This window comes from Aristaeella lactis (genome assembly GCF_018118585.1).
GTDB classification, from domain to species: domain Bacteria; phylum Bacillota; class Clostridia; order Christensenellales; family Aristaeellaceae; genus Aristaeella; species Aristaeella lactis.
On sequence record NZ_CP069421.1, the window covers coordinates 508,067 to 527,021 of the forward strand.

The following is an 18,955-nucleotide window of genomic DNA, read 5'->3' on the forward strand; positions in this document are numbered from 1 at the left end:
ATAATACGTAAACAGTCGGGAAAGAGTGATGAGGTAGGAGGCAGGAGACAAAAGTTTAGAGTGAAGAGTGAAGAGTTTAGAGCTGGCTGCCGGTTTGTGAATCGGGATTCACAAACCAACGGCCGAGACGGCCGGCAGAACGGTCGGTTGTGCGTTCAAAGAAGAGGCGGCGTTCTTTTCCGTGGATGACGACGGTATAGCAGTCCAGAGAGCGGTCCCCGCCGGCAGGACGGAAGGAACGGATCTCCTCAATACTGAAATTCCGCCCGTCCGGCCAGAGAATGGCACGGGGCTGCATATAGCCGGTGGAATCAAATTCGGACGATACCTTAACGTATACGCGATCCAATGCAGGCACACCTCTCCGTCAATGCTGCGATCGCCGTTACCAAAGCCGCTTCGCGACTTTGACGGCTGTAGCATGGGAGTTGTTACCCAAATCAAAGATTTGGACAACTCCTCAACAATTCAGAATTAAGAATGCAGAATTATATATGGTTTATACCGCCCGCAGGGATTGAAAAACAAAGCCCGTTGCAGGGAACACAGTTCAGTTCAATTGAATTGTAGCACAAAGAGAAGGGGAAGGCAACAGAAAAGCACAAAAATATTGTGATTATATATCAGTACAGGAAGAAATAGATGCCGAACCAGTGGATGACGGCGCCGAAGAAAACGAAGAAATGCCAGAGGAAATGAGCTCCCTTCTTTTTCATAGCAAAGGGAATGATGCCCACGGTATAGACAATACCGCCGATGAGGGTAAACAGGAACAGCGGCAGGTTTTCACGGAGCATACGGGGCAGGAAGATCAGGCCGCACCAGCCCAGGACAATGAAAAGCGTGATATGAAGCGCCCTGGGACGGCCGGGGCCGAAGACGGCGACAAAAACCAGCCCGGTAATGATGACAGCCCACTGGACGCAGCAGAGGATGGTCCCCAGCTGTCCGCCCCAGAACATCAGCCACATGGGCGTAAAAGTGCCGCCGATGAGCAGGTAAATGGAGATATAGTCGAACCGCCGCCAGAGGCGTTTGACGCCGGAACCCCAGCGGAAGGAATGATACAGGCAGCTCATGAGGAACATCATGACCAGGCAGAAACCGTAGATGACGGCGCACAAAACACCGGTGGGCGTACTGGCTTTAACCAGGAGCAGCACCAGGCCGGCAATGGCAAACAGGGCGCCGACACCGTGGGTGACCGCGTTGCCAACCTCTTCCAGGATGGAACGTTTCGGCGGCTCATTGAGTATACGGGCATCTTTTTTCATGAAATATCTCCTCAGAAAAACAAAAATGAACGGAACAGATTATAGCACATTTCTCAGGGAATGACGCACGAAAGACAGGGAAATGATCCGTGTCCGGCGTAATAATACAGTACTGAAAAACAGCGCAATGAGCGCATACAAGCCCTGGAAGGAGAAAGTATGGACATCCGGATAAATCACCTGATCAGCGGGGCACAGCAGGCGGAAGGCCTGACAGTGATCATTGACGTGTTCCGCGCGTTTTCCATGGAATGCTACCTGTACGCACAGGGCGCCAGAGAAGTACGCCCGGTGGGGAGCATTGAGGAAACCTTTGACTGGCGTGAGAAAGACTCCGAATGCGTCCTGGTGGGGGAACGGCATGGGATCAGGATTGACGGATGCGACCTGGGAAATTCTCCTTCCTCCATCAACCCGGAGATGATCCAGGGAAAGCGCGTCATCCATACCACGAGCGCCGGAACGCAGGGGATAGTCAACGCCGTTCACGCGGACGAGGTGATCACCGGCAGCTTTGTGAACGCCAAAGCGATCGCCGCGTATATCAGGAGCAAAGCACCGGCGAAGGTGACGCTGGTCTGCATGGGAAAGGAAGGAATCACGCTGGCGGAAGAGGATGAACTGTGCGCCATCTATATTGAAGGACTTTTGACAGGACGGGGAATGCCGGATATTGACGAAAAACTGCGGGCACTGCGGAACGGAAACGGAAAGCATTTCTTTGATCCCTGCAGGCAGGCGGATTTCCCTGAAAAAGATTTCTGGATGTGCATTGACCGGGATAAGTTTGATTTCGTACTGAAGGCCGAAAAAGACAGCAATGGATACCTCTCGAGGATGATTCCGGGCACCGGATTTCCGGGCTAAAAACAGGCAAAGAATAATTGACAGGGGCGCTCCGGATTTGATAAAATACACTTTAATTATATGGAGGGAGGATACAAGGGATGCTGCAGGATAAGATCAGGGAAGGATTGACTTTTGACGACGTACTGCTGGTGCCGGCGAAGAGCGAAGTGCTCCCCAGGGATGTGGATCTTTCGATCCAGCTGGCGAAAAACATCAAACTGAATATTCCCATGCTGAGTGCCGCCATGGATACGGTGACGGACAGCCGCATGGCCATCGCGATGGCGCGTGAAGGCGGTCTGGGAATCATCCATAAGAACATGACTATCGAGGAACAGGCGGCCCAGGTTGATAAAGTCAAGCGCAGTGAGCATGGCGTAATCACAGATCCCTTTTATCTGAGTCCCGAAAACCTGATCTCCGACGCGGAAGAACTGATGAGCCGCTATCGCATCAGCGGCGTCCCCATTACCCGGGAAGGCAAGCTGGTCGGCATCCTGACCAACCGTGACCTTCGGTTTGAAACAGATTACAGCCGGCCCATCGGCGAGGTCATGACCAGTGAAAACCTGATCACCGCTCCCGAAGGCACCACCCTGGAAGAAGCCAAAAAGATCCTGGCCTCCCACCGGATCGAGAAACTGCCGATCGTGGACAAGAACGGCATGCTGCGCGGACTGATCACGATCAAAGATATTGAAAAGACAAGCAAATACCCCAACAGCGCCAAGGACGAGAACGGCCGTCTGCTGTGCGGTGCTGCTGTAGGCGTGACAAACGATGTGTTTGAACGGATCGACGCCCTGCTGGCTGCCAAGGTGGACGTGATCAATATTGATACAGCCCACGGCCACAGCCTGGGTGTGCTGAGACAGGTGGAGAAGATCCGTAACAAGTATCCGGACATCACCCTGTTTGCCGGCAACGTGGCAACCGCTGCCGCGACCCACGACCTGATCTCCGCCGGTGTTGACTGCGTGAAGGTTGGTATCGGTCCGGGTTCCATCTGTACGACCCGTGTGGTTGCCGGTATCGGTGTTCCGCAGATCACAGCCATTTCCGACTGCGCGGAAGAAGCAGACAAATACGGCGTGCGCGTCATCGCGGACGGCGGTATCAAATATTCCGGCGATATCGCCAAGGCCCTGGCAGCGGGCGGAAGCTGCGTGATGCTGGGCAGCCTGCTGGCCGGTACCGAGGAGAGCCCCGGAGCCATGGAAATCTACCAGGGACGTTCCTTCAAGGTCTATCGCGGCATGGGCAGCCTCGCGGCTATGTCCGTGGGTTCCAAGGACCGTTATTTCCAGGAAGGCCAGAAGAAACTGGTTCCCGAAGGCGTGGAAGGCCGCGTGCCCTACAAGGGAACGCTGGCAGATACCATCTTCCAGATGGTTGGCGGCCTGCGTGCCGGTATGGGATACTGCGGAACAAAGACCATTGATGACCTGCGGAAGAACAGCCAGTTCATCAAGATCACCGGAGCGGGCCTGGCGGAAAGCCATCCGCATGATATCTCCATTACGAAGGAAGCACCGAACTATTCCAGAAGCAATTGATTGCTTCCTGAATAGAATGAAATATTCCAAAGGGCACAGCCCTTTGGAATGTGAAATATTGGCCTGACGGCCAATGTGAAATATTCGACTGACGTCGAATGTGAAATATCCGCCATACGGCGGATGTGACAGCAACTTATATAATTCTGAATTCAGAATTAAAGGTTTCTGCGCTATCCATTCAGAATAAATAATATGAAACCTGTCATTTACGTATAACAGTTCATTATTCTGGGTTCTGAATTCAGCATTCCTCAGCATCCGCAGGTGTTTTCCTGCGCAGAAAAAGGATCGCAGATCAGACGGGAGGAGCAGAAGTGGGCAAGCGCTTTTATAAGCTGGCGGGAGCCACAGTACGGCTTTTCAGCCGGAAAATGAAAACAGAATGGGAAGTTCCCTTTGAGGAAGGTCCCTGCGTGTTTGTGGTGAACCATGCGGGTTCCAGCGGACCTGTTGACATGTGCGCCAAGTTCCCGCTGCGGGGTAAGATCCACCCCTGGGTCAACAGTGAAATGCTGAACCCGAAGGAGATTCCGGCTTACGTCCGGAAGGACTACTGGTGGAAGCCGGACAGCTTTTTCGCGCCGCTGCTGAATGTGACGGTTCCTTATATCGCTTCTGTGCTGATGCCCCCAATGCTGCGCAGCATTCCGCATATCCCGGTTTACCGTGACCAGCGGATCATGCTGACACTGCGCGAGAGTGTCCGCGTACTGCAGAAGGATCACTACCTGCTTCTGTTCCCGGAAATCCCGGGTCCCGGAAAAAACAGCCACCGGCGGATCAATACCGGGTGGCTGCGTCTGGGACAGCTGTGGTACAAGGCCAGCGGAAGAGCGCTGAAGATGTATCCTGTCCATGTGGATTATAAGAATCATTTGTTCAAAGTTGCCGCTCCTGTGTGGTACGATCCGGCCCGCCGTTTCAGCGAGCAGGAAAAGGAACTGGCAGAGAAACTGACAGCGGGTATCCGCGGCTGATGATTATTCGTCAGCGGCGGTTTCCTCAGGCGGGGCAGTGAGCATATCCCTGCAGAGGATCCGGAGGAACTTCATAGCGTTTTCCTGGTTTCCACCTGTAAGGGGGACACAAAGGAAACCATCCTGTGCATAAGCATACTGAATAAGACCGGGGAGCTTGTCCTGCGGAATACCGTAGAGATGATTCTCCCCGGATTCTGTTTCTTTCCGCCATCCGCTCTGCAGGTTAACACCGGCAGCGTCAAACAGAGCCATCAGCTCGGCATCATTCTCCAGGGGAACCATGGAACCGCCCATGGAGTAATTCAGGAACTGTTCACGGGGCAGCATATAGACATCGCCTTCACCGGCGGACAGGTAGGTCATCAGCTGCATCGGTCCGTAGGTGTCATCCATGGCGAGCATGACAGAGGACATTTCCTCCATGTCAGACATTTCGGTTTCGCGGATATTATCCATATAGGCGGACATACCCGTATCATTCACATAGCCGTAAACATAGAACCCGATGGTCTTATCCCTGGGCGAACGATAGGCTGTCACTGTATAGAGCAGGTCCACCAGGCCAAAAGCGAGCAGCGCGATCAGAAGATACACCCACCAGTTATAGGTGAAGTGCTGACGAAGGGATTTGGAAGTGACAGGGGTCTTCATGCAAACTCCGTTCCCATTGAATGAACAATGAAAAATGAATAATAAACGGTTGAAATTATTCCCTTGAATCATAATTGATTCAACAGGAAGCATACCACGGAACAGGGAGGAAAACAAGGCAATAACAGGACAAAAGCAGGGAAACGGCAGACAGGAAGCGAATACTATAAGTGAGAACTTACTAAAATGTGCCTCCGGCACACAGATAAAGACGAAAGAAAGGAAGGGAGTTTTCATGAAGTATCAGCCGATCATCACCGTAGGGAGACAGTACGGTTCAGGCGGCCGCTATGTGGCCAAACTGCTGGCCGAGAAACTGGACATCCCTTTCTATGACAAGGAGCTGCTGGCGGAAGCATCCCGGGACAGCGGCATCTGTCAGGAACTTCTTGAAAGCTATGACGAGAAGCAGGGAAAGAATCTCCTGTTCTCCCTGATCAGCGGCGCGCAAACACGGGGTGAACCGGGAACCATGTATATGGATATGCCGCTGAACCATAAGATCTTCCTGGCCCAGTTTGATACCATCCGCCGCCTGGCGGATGAAGGTCCCTGCGTCATCGTGGGCCGCTGCGCGGACTATGTGCTGCGGGATCATGATAACGTGATCAACGTCTTTGTGAAGGCGAAGACAGAAGACCGGATCCAGCGAATCATCAAGTATAACGGAGCGGATCCCGTGAAGGCGGAGGAAATCCTGCGCAAGGCGGACAAGCAGCGCGCTTCGTACTACAACTATTACGCTACAGGCACATGGGGCGATGTGAACAACTATGACCTGTGTGTTGATACAGGCACCCTGGGCATTGAAGGGTGTGTTGAACTGATCTGCCAGTGCGTGGAGATCAGGAAAAAAATGGCAGAGGAAAAGGATAAAGAATGGTAAAACGGATTTTTGCGCTGCTCCTGGTCTTGGTTATGATCGCAGGATGCGGCATTGCGGATGAACTGCCGCTGCGGGACTCCACTCCCGGACAGAAGATGCTGAAAAACTACATGTCGAGGGTGAATGATTTCCTGGTAGAGAACGGTGACTACGAGATCAACAGGGTGTTTGACGAAACGGACAACGTTGTGGAACTGGGCATCTCTTCCGCTCCGGATAATTACGAACCTGAAGTTGTTGGTGTAACCGTATATATGAGATATGACGGTATTCACTATATGCTGGTGCGGGTAAGCGATGTAAACCGTTTTCCGCGTGTCGCCGGCGCTTTTATACGCGCACTGAGCCCGGATACGATAACGAAGGAACAGGCTATGGCAACGCCTGCCGAGCGCGCACAGAGGGTTGTCAGCAATCCTTCAGATTCCTTTGTTGACTATGAGTTTGACAAGTACGAAGACAAGGAAAAGGAAATCCTGAACGGGGAAAAGCCCCAGGTTACATACGCGTATTATCCGAACCAGTACCAGACCCATAAAGACTGGCTGCAAATGATGATCATCTTTCCGCTGCCCGAATACTGGGATCAGGATGAGGGTATCATCATGAAAGTGGAAACCACCGATCCGCCTTTCGATGAAGAAGGCGAGGGCGGTTATTTTCCTGATAACAGGCTTGTGACACTGGAAGCTAATGCCACTCCGACACCGGAACCGGATTCCGCCGCAATGGAGTATGACGCCTGGGCTCCGGACTGATCCTGTCTTTTCTGTGTTGTTTTTTGGAAGTCTGCTTGTATCTCCCCGAAGGATAGCATAAAATCTCCTTCGGGGATCTTTTATGCAATTCAGAATTCAGAATTAAGAATTCAGAATGAAAAGAGTGCTTATCCCGCTTCATCCATACGGGATGACGATACTGATATTATGGAAAGAGGACAGATAAATGAGCAAGATTCAGATGAAAACCCCGCTGGTGGAGATGGACGGGGATGAAATGACCCGGATCCTCTGGGCGGAGATTAAAAAGCAGCTGCTGGAGCCCTTTGTGGACCTGAAAACCGAGTATTATGACCTGGGTCTGAAACACCGGGATGAAACCAATGACCAGGTGACTGTGGACAGCGCGAAAGCGACGCTGAAGTACGGCGTGGCGGTGAAGTGCGCTACGATCACTCCCAATGCCCAGCGGGTTGAGGAATACAACCTGAAGGAAATGTGGAAGAGCCCTAACGGAACAATCCGCGCGATCCTGGACGGTACCGTGTTCCGGGCTCCGATCCAGGTGAACGGTGTGCATCCCACGGTGCGGACCTGGAAGAAGCCCATCACCATTGCCCGTCATGCTTACGGCGATGTGTATAAGAATACGGAAATGCGGGTTCCCGGCGCCGGGAAAGCGGAGCTGGTGTTTACAGGGGAAGACGGAAAGGAAATCCGCCAGACCGTTTTCGAGTTCAAGGGCCCGGGCGTACTGCAGGGACTGCACAACCTGGATGCTTCCATTTCCTCTTTCGCCCACAGCTGCTTCCAGTACGCACTGAGCGTGAAGCAGGACCTGTGGTTCTCCACGAAGGATACCATCAGCAAGACCTATGACCACCGGTTCAAGGACATTTTCGCTGAACTGTATGAGACAAAGTACAAAGAAGCTTTTGAAAAAGCCAGGATCACCTATTTCTACACGCTGATCGACGATGCCGTAGCGCGGGTAGTCCGCTCCGAAGGCGGATTTATCTGGGCCTGCAAAAACTATGACGGCGACGTGATGAGCGATATGATCGCCACGGCTTTCGGTTCCCTGGCTATGATGACTTCCGTTCTGGTAAGTCCGAACGGACAGTTTGAATATGAAGCCGCCCACGGAACCGTAACCCGGCACTACTACCGCTACCTGAAGGGCGAGGAGACCAGCACGAATCCCGTGGCTACGATCTTCGCCTGGAGCGGAGCGCTGCGGAAGCGGGGCGAACTGGACAACCTGCCGGAACTGCAGGCTTTTGCGGACAAACTGGAGAAGGCTACGCTGGACACTATCAACAGCGGGATCATGACGAAGGACCTGGCTACGCTGTATGAGGGAGAAGCGAAGGCTGTGAACAGTAAGGAGTTTTTGCTTTCCATCCGTGAACGGATGGAAAACAATTAACAATTAATAATTCACAATGAACAATGGCGGAGAACCAGCTTCCTGAGGAAGCTGGTTTTCGATTGAAAGGAATGCGTTTGGAAGAAAAGGGGACTCTTGACTGAGAAACCTGCAGCGGATATAATAATGACAGACATCCTGGGGTTCGCGACAGCTTTTCGGTTTTCCCCACATTTCATAAAATGGAGCCCGGGTCCAAAGGACGATATGCCATGCCCCCGTCTTGTACGCCAGGGGACGGCAAAAGCGTTCGGCAGGGCACCAGCCTGCTTTACAGAGCGGGTGAAAAAACGAAGGCATCGGCTCCCCGGGGGTTGGGAAAAAACCTTTCGCAGTTGCGGAAGGTTTTTTCAGTGAAATATTGAGCAGCTATGCTGCTCAATGTGAAATATTCGGCTTACGCCGAATGTGAAATATCGGTCTGCGACCGATGTGAAATATGAGCCATAGACTGAGGTCTATGGCTCATGTGATATAATGTTTAAGGCGGAAAAAGGTGGATAAAACAGCACGGAGTGCTGTTTTTTTGAATAGAAGAAAGCCTGCCGGATGGCAGGCTTTGGTGGTGAGTTAAGAGTGAATAGTGAAAAGTTAAGAGTGAAGAGTTTCCAGTTTTTACAGAAAAGCATCCCGTTGAAGATGACTGAATGTCATCTTCCCAGCGTCAGCTTTTCTGTAAAGGGCAAACCCCAGAAATACCAGGTGACGGTGGCCTCACGGACGGCATGCATATTCCTGGCTGTCATGATGGTGGCCGTCAGGTCCATCTGCTGTCCGGCGGGCAGGTCATGGACATACTCCTCACCGATCTGGATAACATCTCCCTGCATGGGCGTGATCCGGATCTCAATGACTTCGGCTTTCAGGAAAGAATGATTGTTAAAGTGCAGGGTGTAGGTCAGGAACTGATACTGATCCGCGGTACCGGGCTCCTCCTTCGTGAAAAGGGTGCCGACAAAGGTGGAGTTTTTGACTCTGGTCTTGAGGGTGTCGAAGACTTCCGCCTGGTCCACGCCATCATTGGCAACGCAGGACACGAAGCGGATATCCATCCGCGCGTTCAGATACAGCCAGCCTACGCCGACGACGGCGGCCAGCACCAGAACAACCAGAATGATCGCTAAGGGTTTCATCCTTCAGTCTCCTTTTACTCCGCCGGGGCGGGTTCACTGCCGGAAAGGATGCGGTTCATTTCCGCGATCATTTCAGAATCCTTCAGGCTGAATTTGAATTCAACACGGCGGGACGCGTCAGCATCCTCAATACCGTCGACATAGATCAGGTCGGCATAGCTGCGGCCTTTTGCGGTGAGAATCTTCTGGAGCTGGGCTTTCTGTTCACCGGTCAGGGAAGGCATCTTCAGGCAGTAGAGGGCCACCTGAAGGGCACGGTTCTGGCTCAGCTTCAGGTTCGATTCATAGGAACCCTTGGAGTCCGTATGGCCCTCGATGATGATCTCACCGAGATAATCAGAATACTGATCACGCAGAAGCACGTCCAGGTAAACCGGGATAAAGCGGTCCAGCAGGTCTTTACCTTCCTGACGGATCTCTGAACTGCCGGTTTCAAAGAAGACAGCGCTGTCCAGCATGATATCGCCGGTATTCGGGTCAACAGCGGCCTTCAGGTTTGCCGCGGAAAGGGAATTGGACAGGTCCTGGATCATGGTGGAACGGATACCGATCAGTTTATCGATCCGCAGGGCCTGGGCATTCAGCAGGTCTTTCTGCTCCTGGAGCTGGATGGTGGCGGCTTCCAGATCCGCTTCCTTGGAGGAAAGTACGATCTGCAGGTCGGACAAGGTCTTCTCCTGGTCTTCCAGTTTCACTTTCAGATCATCCAGGTCTCCCTGGATGATGACCAGGCGGGCTTCCTTGTCATCCAGTTCATCTTTGGCCAGCTGCAGGTCAATGGTCTGCTGATCCAGTACCAGCTGCTGGGCATTCAGTTCTTTTGTTTTGGCCTCCAGCATGGTGAAATACTGATAGAGGCTGTAGGTCAGGATCAGGACGAAGATGAGCAGCAGGGCTGCCATCATATCGGAATAGCTGATCCAGCTGGCGCCGGTGCCTCCGGAACCCCGGCCGGCACGACGGTTATGGATACGTTGACGTGCCATGATCAGGCCTCCTTGGACAGCCGGGTCAGGGTTTCAGAAACGGATTTGACATTCTCATTGAGGCCGGAAAGCAGGCCACTGATCTCGGAAAGCTTATCATCAGCCGGAGCGTCTCCGTCTTCGGGAAGGGTTTTCAGTTTATCGGTGAGTCCGGAGATCAGGGAAGCCATATCCTTGCTTTCCTTGCGCATATCATTGAGCAGGTCCGCGGCACGGCGTTCGAAATTTTCATCCCGCTCCCGAACGGTATTGATCTGCTTCATGTAGGTATCAAACTTATCCAGCGCGTGGGAGGTGATCTCCTGCAGGGACTGGGCATTGCGGATAATGCCTTCCGCCGCGGAGAGGTTTTCACCGGTGGCTTTGGCAGCCTGGCGCTGGCTCTGTTCCAAAGTGCTCATGGACTGGGCCAGGGAAGTGAGCTGTCCCCCCATACTCCTATCCATTTCAGCCAGGAAGCGGCTGACAATATGATTGACACCCTCGATCTGATTCCGGGTCGTGCCGACCAGGAAGCGGTCCATGGATTCCGCAACAGGATTCAGGGCACGGGAAATGGAACGGCCCACATTGTCCACAAGGCGGTCCGTCAGGGTTTCGTTGATGCCCTGAAGCATGAAGTTGCGGTCCTGGTTCTGGATGATCATCTGGACATCGTTATCCAGGGGCCGGGACATGGCCAGCTGGGTAAAGGAAGTAACAAAATCATCGATAGCGCGGTAGCTGGAACCCTGGGAAATACGGTTGAGCATGTTGAAGACCAGGCTGCAGCTGATACCGGCCACAGAAGTACCGAAAGCAAAACGCATACCGCTCAGCAAATCCGGAATGCCCTGGATGAGCTGCGCGGAGTCAGCGAAGTTCAGGGAGGACAGACCGCGGGAAAGACCCATGAAGGTACCGAGAATACCAAGGGAGGTGAGCAGGTTCGGGATCAGCTCGGCCAGGCCGGCATTTCCGGGACCGTGGGTCACGGTATCATCGTTGATATAGTCTTCCACGTTGGTGGGAAGACCGCGGCGGTCCAGTTGTTCCGCATTCTGCAGGAAACGAAGCCAGCTGCCTTTCAGGCGGCGGCCCACAAAACGGGCTTCCTGCCAGACGGGCTTGTCCAGCTTTTTCCCGGCGTTCTGCTGCAGGCGGGAAATAGCCAGCCGCAGGGAAGCGGTGGTCCGCCACAGCGGGATCAGGCATTTGAAGAGACCAATCAGGGTAACAATGGCAATGGCCCCGTAAACCACATAATCGGCAAGATCCGGCAGGATCGCCGTGACTTTAGATAAATCAGGCAAATCATTCGCCTCCTTTGACACAACATCGTCTGATTATATCATATCTGACACATTAATGAAACGATTGATTAACATATGCTGTTCCGGAAGCTTTCATATAATTGAGAATTCATCATTACAGTTACCGGATCAGTCATTTTCACAGGAAGGTATACAGCCGCTGATACGTCATCTATTATGAACAGTATGTTTATCCGCGTCCCATACGGGTAACGGCTGTGTTTGCCCAAAGGAGGAATGCTTGTGAAAAGGACGGTCACTCAAAGAATAACAGCCATATCAATGGCTGTTTTGCTGACAGCAGCGGCTTTGCCGGTTTCCGGTCATGCGGAGAAAGAAGAAACCATTGCTATGAGTGCGGAAGAACTGGCTCCGGAGGTTCTGGAGTATCTTCAGCCGGGAGAGAATGTCACTGACATCATAACAGGGGACGAATGGTTATACGTGATGGCTGTTGATCCGGAAGGAGGACGGAACGTCAGGCTCTTCGACAAAGATGACGGCAAATGGGAACCACAGCATTTTGCAGGAACTGATGAGCCCTTGCCGGAGATCCTTAACGATCTGGAAGAGGGGACATATATCCTTGATGCTGAAAAGGCCGATGACCGTTTTTATGTGCTTGCTGGCGATATGAGCGGCAAATGGCAGATCAGGATTTACAGCTGTATTGATGACAGATGGATGCCCGAAACAAAGAGCGGCTGGCTCGAAAAACTGTTTGGCGTATTCCCGGATATCTATTTCCAGGGCTTATCCGGGGATCAGCTTATGATCAATTTCATTGATGAAGCAACCGCATGCTTCATCCGGCTGCCCGGGAACCAGTGGGTATTATCAAACTGGTACTCATACTATGGAGAGGAAATGATACTGACGTATTATCCGGATATTATGAATATCGAGTACAGACAAAGCGTTTACGGCAGGACAGACGACAGAACAACCAGAATATGCGGTGCGTATGAGGAAGCACGGAAGATAGAAAACGTGACCGCTCAGATGATGCCTCAGGGCCTGAAGAACGTGAATTTATACCCGCAGACAGGAAGATATGACGCGATTGCTGCTTCTGATTCAAATGAATATATCCAGATTTATTCGGGGTACGAAGGGAAGCTGAAATACCATGAGTCCTTTACTGTTTACCAGGGAACGCCGGTAAAGATACTGGAAGAGGTGGAAGACGGTATTATCCGGGTCGCGTTAGGAGATATGACAGGATATGTGTGGAATGAAGATATATATCCATCCCCAAACGGTGTGCTGTTTGAAGTGGACAATAATCCCACCCAGTCATGGAACGTGACAAGCGATACTTCTTTGTTAAATGAGATGACGCTTTATTCGGAACCCTCTGTTTCATCAACCGCGATCTGGACCTATTCCGATTGCTCCATCCTATATCTGGATATGCAGCTGATCGGAGAATCAGAAGACTGGTTTGCTGCTTTGACAAACCTGGGGACAGGGTTTATCGAGAAAAAGTATTTCAGGGATGGAAACGGATAACAAGACAGCAGCCGCCTCCTGCCGGAAGCGGCTGCCTTTTCGTTTTGCATATTATATCAGGTGAGGGAGGAGAGCACCTCTCCGACCTTGTCGTGGATCACAAGATCACATTCAGAGTCCATGGGGGTGGCGTCCCGGTTGATCAACACCAGGTGTTTCCCGCGGAAATAGCGGACAAGACCGGCGGCAGGGTAGACGGTGAGACTGGTACCGGCCACGATGAGCATATCAGCCTGGGCTATGGCATTGACCGCTCCGGAAACCACATCGTTATCCAGGCCTTCCTCATAGAGAACAACATCCGGTTTGATCCGGCCGCCGCAGGGGCATACGGGGATTTCGTCCTTGCTGTCCCGGATATATTCCGGCGGGAAGAACTTGCCGCACTTCATACAGTAATTCCGGTGAACACTGCCGTGAAGCTCGTAGACCTTTTTGCTGCCGGCTGCCTGGTGGAGCCCGTCGATATTCTGAGTCACCACGGCCAGCAGCTTTCCTTCCTTTTCCCATTCGGCGAGCTTCAGATGGGCCTTGTTGGGCTTCGCGTCCAGGGGGAGCATCTTATCCCGGTAGAAGCGGAAGAAAGCTTCCGGCCTTTTCATAAAGAAGGTATGGGAAAGAATAGTTTCCGGCGGATAATCATACTTCTGGTTATACAGTCCGTCCACACTGCGGAAATCCGGAATGCCGCTTTCCGTGGACACACCGGCACCGCCGAAGAAGACGATGCGGGAACAGTCATTGACCATCTTTTGCAGGGCATCATATGACATAATGATCAGATCCTTTCAGGGCGGGAAAGAAGACAAATTCAGAATTCAGAATTCAGAATTATTCGGCTGCGGCCGGGGTGCTACTTAAAACTGAAGACTGAAAACTTAAAAATGTACGGCTGCGGCCGGGATGAGATAGTTACTCTTTTTCTGTAGCAGGGGTGTCCTCTGCGGCGGGAGTCTCGGCTGGATTTTCTTCGGTTGCAGGAACTTCCTGGGCGGGGGATTCGGCGGGAGTCTCAGGGGATTCGGCGGGAGTCTCAGGGGATTCGGCGGGGGATTCGTCGGCGGGGGTGTCAGACTCGAAGGTCTGAGTTACGGCGGCCACTGGCTGGGAGCTCTTCTTCAGGGCGTGGCGAAGGAGGAAGAAAACCGTGATATCCAGCACAGCCTCCAGCACCAGCAGGATGCCGATAACCAGGTTGCGGTTTTCACCCAGCAGGTTCAGCAGGGAAAGGATACCGACGATGAGGGAGAAGGCGGCGAAGATCAGCATGATCCACCATCTCTTTACATCGACGGATTTCTCATCAAAAGCATACTGGATCTTCAGGAAACCGCCGAAGAGAAGCGCCAGGCCCCAGATGAAGGGCAGGAAGTCCTCCAGGTAGTTGGGATTGAAAGCCAGCAGGGAACCGGCGACCAGCAGGATGAGACCTGTGGCAAGGCGGGATTCCGTGATCCGCTGGACAGGCTTGGAACGCATATAGGCAATGATGGACCAGATACCGCAGAGAATCATGACACCGGCCAGCACATAGGCTGTGATGCGCAGGGCCAGATTGCCGAACAGGATCAGCAGCACACCGCAGACAAGACAGAAAGCGATGGGCAGGATCATGGAACGGGCAGTCAGCGTATCCGGATCTTTTTTACTGCGGCTGAAAAGCTTTATATTCTTCATAACAGATATTCCTCCGCTTTTATATTCATTTCATATCACCCATTATTTCCACATCCGGCAGACAAAATCCTGCCGCATGGAAGGGAAGGGGAAAGGCTGTAACAGACGGCAGAAAGCGCTGAATGGATAAAGGACACAGGATGAGAAAAAAGGGCAAAGGGGAAGGTTTCTATATAGGAAAGATAAATGTTTCAGCAACGCAAAAAATGTGAAACGAAATTGTTTTACAATTGTTTTTTAGTTTACTTTAACAAACCGGAAGGTTAAAATATCAACCAGGTTAACCATAATTTAATCAGGAGAGTGAACTATCATGAAGAAACTGACGGCTATCCTGTTGTCCATCATGATGCTCCTGGCCTGCGTTGTCACGGCTTCCGCCGAAGACGCAAGCTACCTGGGCGTTATGCTTGGTACGAACGTTATGTCCCTGGACACCAACCTGGCGACTGACGGTGACTCTTTCGAAGTAATCGCTGACTGCATCGACGGCCTGATGCAGATGGACAAGGACGGTGCTGCCGTTCCTGCCATCGCTGAAAGCTACGACCTGAGCGAAGACGGCCTGACCTACACTTTCCACCTGCGTGACGCGAAGTGGAACAATGGAACGGCTGTTACCGCCAACGACTTCGTGTTCGCCTGGAGGCGGATCGCGAAGGAAGCCGGCGAATATGCCTATATGCTGGACGAGATCGGCAACATCAAGGGCGCCGCGGAAATCATCAGCGGTTCCGAGTCCGACCTGACCACCCTGGGCGTCAACGCCGCGGATGACAAAACGCTGGTTGTTGAACTGAACGTTCCGGTGTCTTTCTTCCCGAGCCTGATGTATTTCCCCACCTTCTATCCGATTAATGAAGAGTTCTACAACAGCCTGGCGGACGGTACCTACGGCACCAGCCCGGAGACCTTCCTGAGCAACGGCGCCTTCGTGCTGGAAAGCTATACCCCCGGTACCGCGAACCTGAGCGTGAAGAAGAATCCTGACTACTGGGATGCCGACCGCGTGAAGCTGGCCGGAATCACCTATCAGGTGGTCGGTTCCTCTGACAACGCCCTGACCGCGTTCCGCAACAACACCCTGGACGTTGTTATGATTTCCGGCGACCAGGTGGATGCCGCCAAGAAAGACGCTGCCCTGGCCGAGAAACTGAAGGTGACCGGTGCCGGATACATGTGGTACCTGTCCTTCAGCCAGACCGAAAAGAACGCTGAGGGCGGCATGCTGGCCAATGCTAACCTGCGCCTGGCCATCAGCAACGCCATCGACCGGGACAACCTGGTTGACAACTATGTTATGGACGGCTCCCTGGCGACCTTTACCGCGGTTCCGCCGCAGTTTGCCGCCAGCAGCACCACCGGCGAAGACTTCTCCGCCAACCAGGATGCCTTTACCGACTATGTCGGCTACAATCCTGAAAAGGCTGCCGAATACTATGAGGCCGCCAAGGCTGAACTGGGCAAGGACAGCTTCACCTTCACCATGATCTACGGCAACAACGAGGGCGATGAAGTCCAGAAGGTTGCGCAGGCCATCAAGGAAGACGTTGAAGACGCGCTGCCCGGCGTTGTGATCAACCTGCAGAGCATGACCAAGGCGGAGCGCCTGGACAAGATGCAGAACGACAACTACGATATCGCGCTGACCCGCTGGGGTCCCGACTACGCTGACCCCATGACCTACCTTGGCATGTGGGTGACCAACAATTCCAACAACTACGGTTTCTGGTCCAACGCTGAATTCGACCAGCTGATCGCGGACTGCACCACCGGCGCCTACATCACCGACTATGATGCCCGCTGGGATGCCATGTTCAAGGCTGAGACCCTGGTTATGCAGGAAGCGGTTATCGCTCCCCTGTACACCAAGGCCAACGCGAACCTGATCACTGACGGTGTGGAAGGTATTGACTTCCATCCTGTGGCGCTGAACCGTGTCTATAAGGATACAACCAAGTAAGGACAACCGAACGGAGCGGTCAGCACGCTGGCCGCTCCTTTTTTCCTGTTTATCGTACAGTAAATGTGAGGAACGCGGAAAATGATCAAGTATACGCTGAAGCGGATTGGCATGGCCCTGCTGACCCTGCTGATCATAACGTTTTTGCTGTTTGTGCTGGTGCGCATTATGCCGGGCAATCCGTTCCCGTCTGAACGCATGAGCGCGGAGCAGATCCAGAATAAACGGGCGGAAATGGGACTGGATGATCCGATCCTGACCCAGTTTATCCGCTATATGGGGAATGTGCTGAAAGGGGATTTCGGAAAGGGAACCTCCCTGTATTACGGTGCTCCGATCAGCACGGTGCTGAGCACGGCTGTTTCCAACTCTTTCCGGATCGGCGGACTGGCGGTGCTGATCGGCGCACTGATCGGGCTTTTGCTGGGTATTACGGCAGCGCTGAACCGGGGCAGGTTCCTGGACGGCTTCTGCACGGTATTCTCAATCCTGGGAGTATGCGTGCCGAGCTATGTGTTCCTGATCTTCCTTCAGTATACTTTTTCCTTTAAAATTCCGTTTTTCCCATATTTCTTTGAAGAAAAACGATTCCTTTTTTCTTCGGTCATTCCGTCCGTTTCCCTTTCCCTGTTTACCATGTCCACCATTGCCCGGTTCACCCGGAACGAGATGGTGGAAGTGTTTGACAGCGATTATGTTCGGCTTGCGGAATCCAAAGGTATGTACGGCAGGAGCCTGGTGATGAAGCATGTGCTCCGGAACGCCCTGATCCCGATCGTGACGGTGCTGGCACCGCTGATCGTTGACCTGCTGACCGGCGCACTGGTCGTGGAGAAAATCTACGGCATTAACGGCATCGGCAAGCTCATGGTGGACGCCATTGCCGGGGAAGGCATTGACTACAACTATGTGCTGGCCCTGGGTATCCTGTATTCCGCCCTGTATATCGGCATCATGCTGGTTGTGGACCTGCTGTACGGCGTGCTGGATCCCCGGATCCGTGTGTCCGGCAAGGGAAAGGAGGCGTAATCGGGATGGAGAAAGGCTATACTCCCGTCAAAGAGGATTTTACCCTGCTTCACAGGGAAGACCTGTACACAGACAAAAACTTTGCTTCCCAGAGTTACTGGAAAGGGGTGGCAATCCATTTCTTCCGAAACCGCAGGGCGGTTTTCGGCCTGGTTATCGTACTGCTGATCATCCTGCTGGCCGTGATCGGACCCTCCCTGAACGAATTCGGATATAGTGATATCCTGAAATTCCGGAACGAGAACAACAAGCGCGTGGTAGCCAAGGGCATTGCCCCGCAGATTCCGGCGATCCACAAGCTTCTTACAGGAGAAGAACCGGAAGGCGATTTCGGTCACTATACCTTCCTGTTTGGTACCGATAACATGGGGCGGGACCTGTGGACCCGTACATGGTACGGCGCCCGGGTATCGCTGCTGATCGCTTTTGTGACCATCTTTATCGATATGATCATCGGAATGAGCTACGGTCTCATATCCGGCTATTTCGGCGGGCTGACAGACAATATCATGCAACGGGTGGTGGAGATCGCCAACAGCGTTCCGCGGCTGGTTATTGTTTCCGTGCTGGCCATATTCATGCAAAAGGGCATATGGCTGGTTATCATCGCGCTGCTGCTGACGGAATGGATCGGGATGAGTAAAATTGCCCGGGCTGAAATGCTGAAGACCAAGGAACGGGAGTATGTCCTGGCCAGCAGAACCCTGGGAGCACGAAGCGGTCATATCATCTTCCGGGAGATCCTGCCGAACACCATCGGGCCGATCATTACCCAGGTGATGTTCTCCATCCCCACGGCTATCTTCACCGAAGCCTTCCTGAGTTTTGTGGGCGTAGGTATCGCCCTGCCCGAGTGCTCCGTTGGTACACTGATCGAGGACGGTTTCAACAACATCACGACCCTGCCTTACCAGATCATTCCTCCGATCATTGTGCTGGCCCTGATGATGCTGGGCTTCAACTTCATAGGTGACGGATTGCGGGAAGCGCTGGCGCCGAAGCTGGAAGATATGTAA

General features: G+C 52.8%; 18 protein-coding genes. 10 read left to right on the forward strand and 8 right to left on the reverse strand.

Annotated features, from left to right (window positions below; genetic code table 11):
• Nucleotides 1-76 precede the first annotated feature (76 nt).
• Both JYE50_RS02465 and trhA read right to left on the reverse strand, forming a co-directional pair.
• Entirely contained in the window at nucleotides 77-358 is a 282-nt protein-coding gene (locus tag JYE50_RS02465) for a hypothetical protein (RefSeq protein ID WP_084094149.1), read from the reverse strand.
• Nucleotides 359-623: 265 nt separating this feature from the next.
• Nucleotides 624-1,274, reverse strand: coding sequence for a PAQR family membrane homeostasis protein TrhA (trhA, locus tag JYE50_RS02470; protein ID WP_084094151.1), 651 nt, complete (start codon nucleotides 1,272-1,274; stop codon nucleotides 624-626).
• Between the two features lie 159 nt (nucleotides 1,275-1,433).
• On the opposite strand from trhA, the gene JYE50_RS02475 reads away from it, so the two are divergent.
• The 3 genes from JYE50_RS02475 (at nucleotide 1,434) to JYE50_RS02485 (ending at nucleotide 4,659) form a co-directional block, all read left to right on the forward strand.
• Nucleotides 1,434-2,141, forward strand: coding sequence for a 2-phosphosulfolactate phosphatase (locus tag JYE50_RS02475; protein WP_084094153.1), 708 nt, complete (start codon nucleotides 1,434-1,436; stop codon nucleotides 2,139-2,141).
• 80 nt (nucleotides 2,142-2,221) lie between these two features.
• Nucleotides 2,222-3,679: an IMP dehydrogenase gene (gene guaB, locus JYE50_RS02480; RefSeq protein ID WP_084094155.1), complete on the forward strand. Its 1,458-nt coding sequence runs from the start codon at nucleotides 2,222-2,224 to the stop codon at nucleotides 3,677-3,679.
• A gap of 317 nt (nucleotides 3,680-3,996) precedes the next feature.
• Nucleotides 3,997-4,659: a lysophospholipid acyltransferase family protein gene (locus JYE50_RS02485; RefSeq protein ID WP_084094157.1), complete on the forward strand. Its 663-nt coding sequence runs from the start codon at nucleotides 3,997-3,999 to the stop codon at nucleotides 4,657-4,659.
• Between the two features lie 3 nt (nucleotides 4,660-4,662).
• Here the strand turns inward: JYE50_RS02485 and JYE50_RS02490 are convergent, their stop codons facing one another.
• Nucleotides 4,663-5,313 carry a hypothetical protein gene (locus JYE50_RS02490; RefSeq protein WP_084094159.1) on the reverse strand — a complete coding sequence of 217 codons (651 nt, stop codon included), beginning with the start codon at nucleotides 5,311-5,313 and terminating at the stop codon, nucleotides 4,663-4,665.
• 235 nt (nucleotides 5,314-5,548) lie between these two features.
• On the opposite strand from JYE50_RS02490, the gene JYE50_RS02495 reads away from it, so the two are divergent.
• The 3 genes from JYE50_RS02495 to JYE50_RS02505 all read left to right on the forward strand — a co-directional run bounded on the left by JYE50_RS02495 (nucleotide 5,549) and on the right by JYE50_RS02505 (nucleotide 8,347).
• Nucleotides 5,549-6,199: a cytidylate kinase-like family protein gene (locus JYE50_RS02495; protein ID WP_084094160.1), complete on the forward strand. Its 651-nt coding sequence runs from the start codon at nucleotides 5,549-5,551 to the stop codon at nucleotides 6,197-6,199.
• A complete protein-coding gene (locus JYE50_RS02500) occupies nucleotides 6,193-6,957 on the forward strand; it encodes a hypothetical protein (protein WP_084094162.1) in 765 nt (254 codons plus the stop codon). Before JYE50_RS02495 ends, JYE50_RS02500 begins: the two co-directional genes overlap by 7 nt.
• Nucleotides 6,958-7,144: 187 nt before the next feature.
• The gene (locus JYE50_RS02505; protein ID WP_084094164.1) at nucleotides 7,145-8,347 is read left to right on the forward strand and encodes an NADP-dependent isocitrate dehydrogenase; all 1,203 of its coding nucleotides are present in this window, start codon (nucleotides 7,145-7,147) and stop codon (nucleotides 8,345-8,347) included.
• A gap of 650 nt (nucleotides 8,348-8,997) precedes the next feature.
• Here the strand turns inward: JYE50_RS02505 and JYE50_RS02510 are convergent.
• From JYE50_RS02510 to JYE50_RS02520, 3 genes are read right to left on the reverse strand one after another with little or no spacing between them, the layout of a single operon-like run.
• A complete protein-coding gene (locus JYE50_RS02510) occupies nucleotides 8,998-9,480 on the reverse strand; it encodes a hypothetical protein (protein ID WP_084094166.1) in 483 nt (160 codons plus the stop codon).
• Between the two features lie 14 nt (nucleotides 9,481-9,494).
• Nucleotides 9,495-10,466 carry an OmpA family protein gene (locus tag JYE50_RS02515; protein WP_084094168.1) on the reverse strand — a complete coding sequence of 324 codons (972 nt, stop codon included), beginning with the start codon at nucleotides 10,464-10,466 and terminating at the stop codon, nucleotides 9,495-9,497.
• 2 nt (nucleotides 10,467-10,468) lie between these two features.
• Nucleotides 10,469-11,758 (reverse strand): anti-phage protein ZorA-like protein, encoded by a 1,290-nt coding sequence (locus tag JYE50_RS02520; protein ID WP_084094170.1) that lies wholly within the window; start codon nucleotides 11,756-11,758, stop codon nucleotides 10,469-10,471.
• Between the two features lie 243 nt (nucleotides 11,759-12,001).
• Here JYE50_RS02520 and JYE50_RS02525 point away from each other — a divergent pair, with 243 nt between their 5' ends.
• A complete protein-coding gene (locus JYE50_RS02525) occupies nucleotides 12,002-13,270 on the forward strand; it encodes an SH3 domain-containing protein (RefSeq protein ID WP_143329684.1) in 1,269 nt (422 codons plus the stop codon).
• Nucleotides 13,271-13,326: 56 nt separating this feature from the next.
• On the opposite strand, the gene JYE50_RS02530 is transcribed toward JYE50_RS02525, so the two are convergent.
• Together JYE50_RS02530 and JYE50_RS02535 are read right to left on the reverse strand one after the other, a co-directional pair.
• Nucleotides 13,327-14,043, reverse strand: a complete 717-nt coding sequence (locus JYE50_RS02530; protein ID WP_084094174.1) for an NAD-dependent protein deacylase — start codon at nucleotides 14,041-14,043, stop codon at nucleotides 13,327-13,329.
• 139 nt (nucleotides 14,044-14,182) lie between these two features.
• Nucleotides 14,183-14,947 carry an HdeD family acid-resistance protein gene (locus tag JYE50_RS02535; RefSeq protein WP_084094175.1) on the reverse strand — a complete coding sequence of 255 codons (765 nt, stop codon included), beginning with the start codon at nucleotides 14,945-14,947 and terminating at the stop codon, nucleotides 14,183-14,185.
• Between the two features lie 313 nt (nucleotides 14,948-15,260).
• Between JYE50_RS02535 and JYE50_RS02540 the strand changes: the two genes are divergently transcribed.
• From JYE50_RS02540 to JYE50_RS02550, 3 genes are all read left to right on the forward strand, one after another.
• Complete coding sequence (locus tag JYE50_RS02540; protein WP_084094178.1) at nucleotides 15,261-16,910, forward strand: peptide ABC transporter substrate-binding protein; 1,650 nt, start codon at nucleotides 15,261-15,263, stop codon at nucleotides 16,908-16,910.
• 81 nt (nucleotides 16,911-16,991) lie between these two features.
• Complete coding sequence (locus tag JYE50_RS02545) at nucleotides 16,992-17,939, forward strand: ABC transporter permease (protein ID WP_084094179.1); 948 nt, start codon at nucleotides 16,992-16,994, stop codon at nucleotides 17,937-17,939.
• 5 nt (nucleotides 17,940-17,944) lie between these two features.
• The gene (locus JYE50_RS02550; RefSeq protein ID WP_084094180.1) at nucleotides 17,945-18,955 is read left to right on the forward strand and encodes an ABC transporter permease; all 1,011 of its coding nucleotides are present in this window, start codon (nucleotides 17,945-17,947) and stop codon (nucleotides 18,953-18,955) included.

Excerpts from the sequence above, each read along its gene's own strand:
- trhA (WP_084094151.1), bottom strand. The coding sequence starts at position 1,274 with ATGAAAAAAGATGCCCGTATACTCAATGAGCCGCCGAAACGTTCCATC.
- JYE50_RS02475 (WP_084094153.1), top strand. The coding sequence starts at position 1,434 with ATGGACATCCGGATAAATCACCTGATCAGCGGGGCACAGCAGGCGGAA.
- guaB (WP_084094155.1), top strand. The coding sequence starts at position 2,222 with ATGCTGCAGGATAAGATCAGGGAAGGATTGACTTTTGACGACGTACTG.
- JYE50_RS02490 (WP_084094159.1), bottom strand. The coding sequence starts at position 5,313 with ATGAAGACCCCTGTCACTTCCAAATCCCTTCGTCAGCACTTCACCTAT.
- JYE50_RS02495 (WP_084094160.1), top strand. The coding sequence starts at position 5,549 with ATGAAGTATCAGCCGATCATCACCGTAGGGAGACAGTACGGTTCAGGC.
- JYE50_RS02500 (WP_084094162.1), top strand. The coding sequence starts at position 6,193 with ATGGTAAAACGGATTTTTGCGCTGCTCCTGGTCTTGGTTATGATCGCA.
- JYE50_RS02505 (WP_084094164.1), top strand. The coding sequence starts at position 7,145 with ATGAGCAAGATTCAGATGAAAACCCCGCTGGTGGAGATGGACGGGGAT.
- JYE50_RS02510 (WP_084094166.1), bottom strand. The coding sequence starts at position 9,480 with ATGAAACCCTTAGCGATCATTCTGGTTGTTCTGGTGCTGGCCGCCGTC.
- JYE50_RS02515 (WP_084094168.1), bottom strand. The coding sequence starts at position 10,466 with ATGGCACGTCAACGTATCCATAACCGTCGTGCCGGCCGGGGTTCCGGA.
- JYE50_RS02530 (WP_084094174.1), bottom strand. The coding sequence starts at position 14,043 with ATGTCATATGATGCCCTGCAAAAGATGGTCAATGACTGTTCCCGCATC.
- JYE50_RS02535 (WP_084094175.1), bottom strand. The coding sequence starts at position 14,947 with ATGAAGAATATAAAGCTTTTCAGCCGCAGTAAAAAAGATCCGGATACG.
- JYE50_RS02540 (WP_084094178.1), top strand. The coding sequence starts at position 15,261 with ATGAAGAAACTGACGGCTATCCTGTTGTCCATCATGATGCTCCTGGCC.
- JYE50_RS02545 (WP_084094179.1), top strand. The coding sequence starts at position 16,992 with ATGATCAAGTATACGCTGAAGCGGATTGGCATGGCCCTGCTGACCCTG.
- JYE50_RS02550 (WP_084094180.1), top strand. The coding sequence starts at position 17,945 with ATGGAGAAAGGCTATACTCCCGTCAAAGAGGATTTTACCCTGCTTCAC.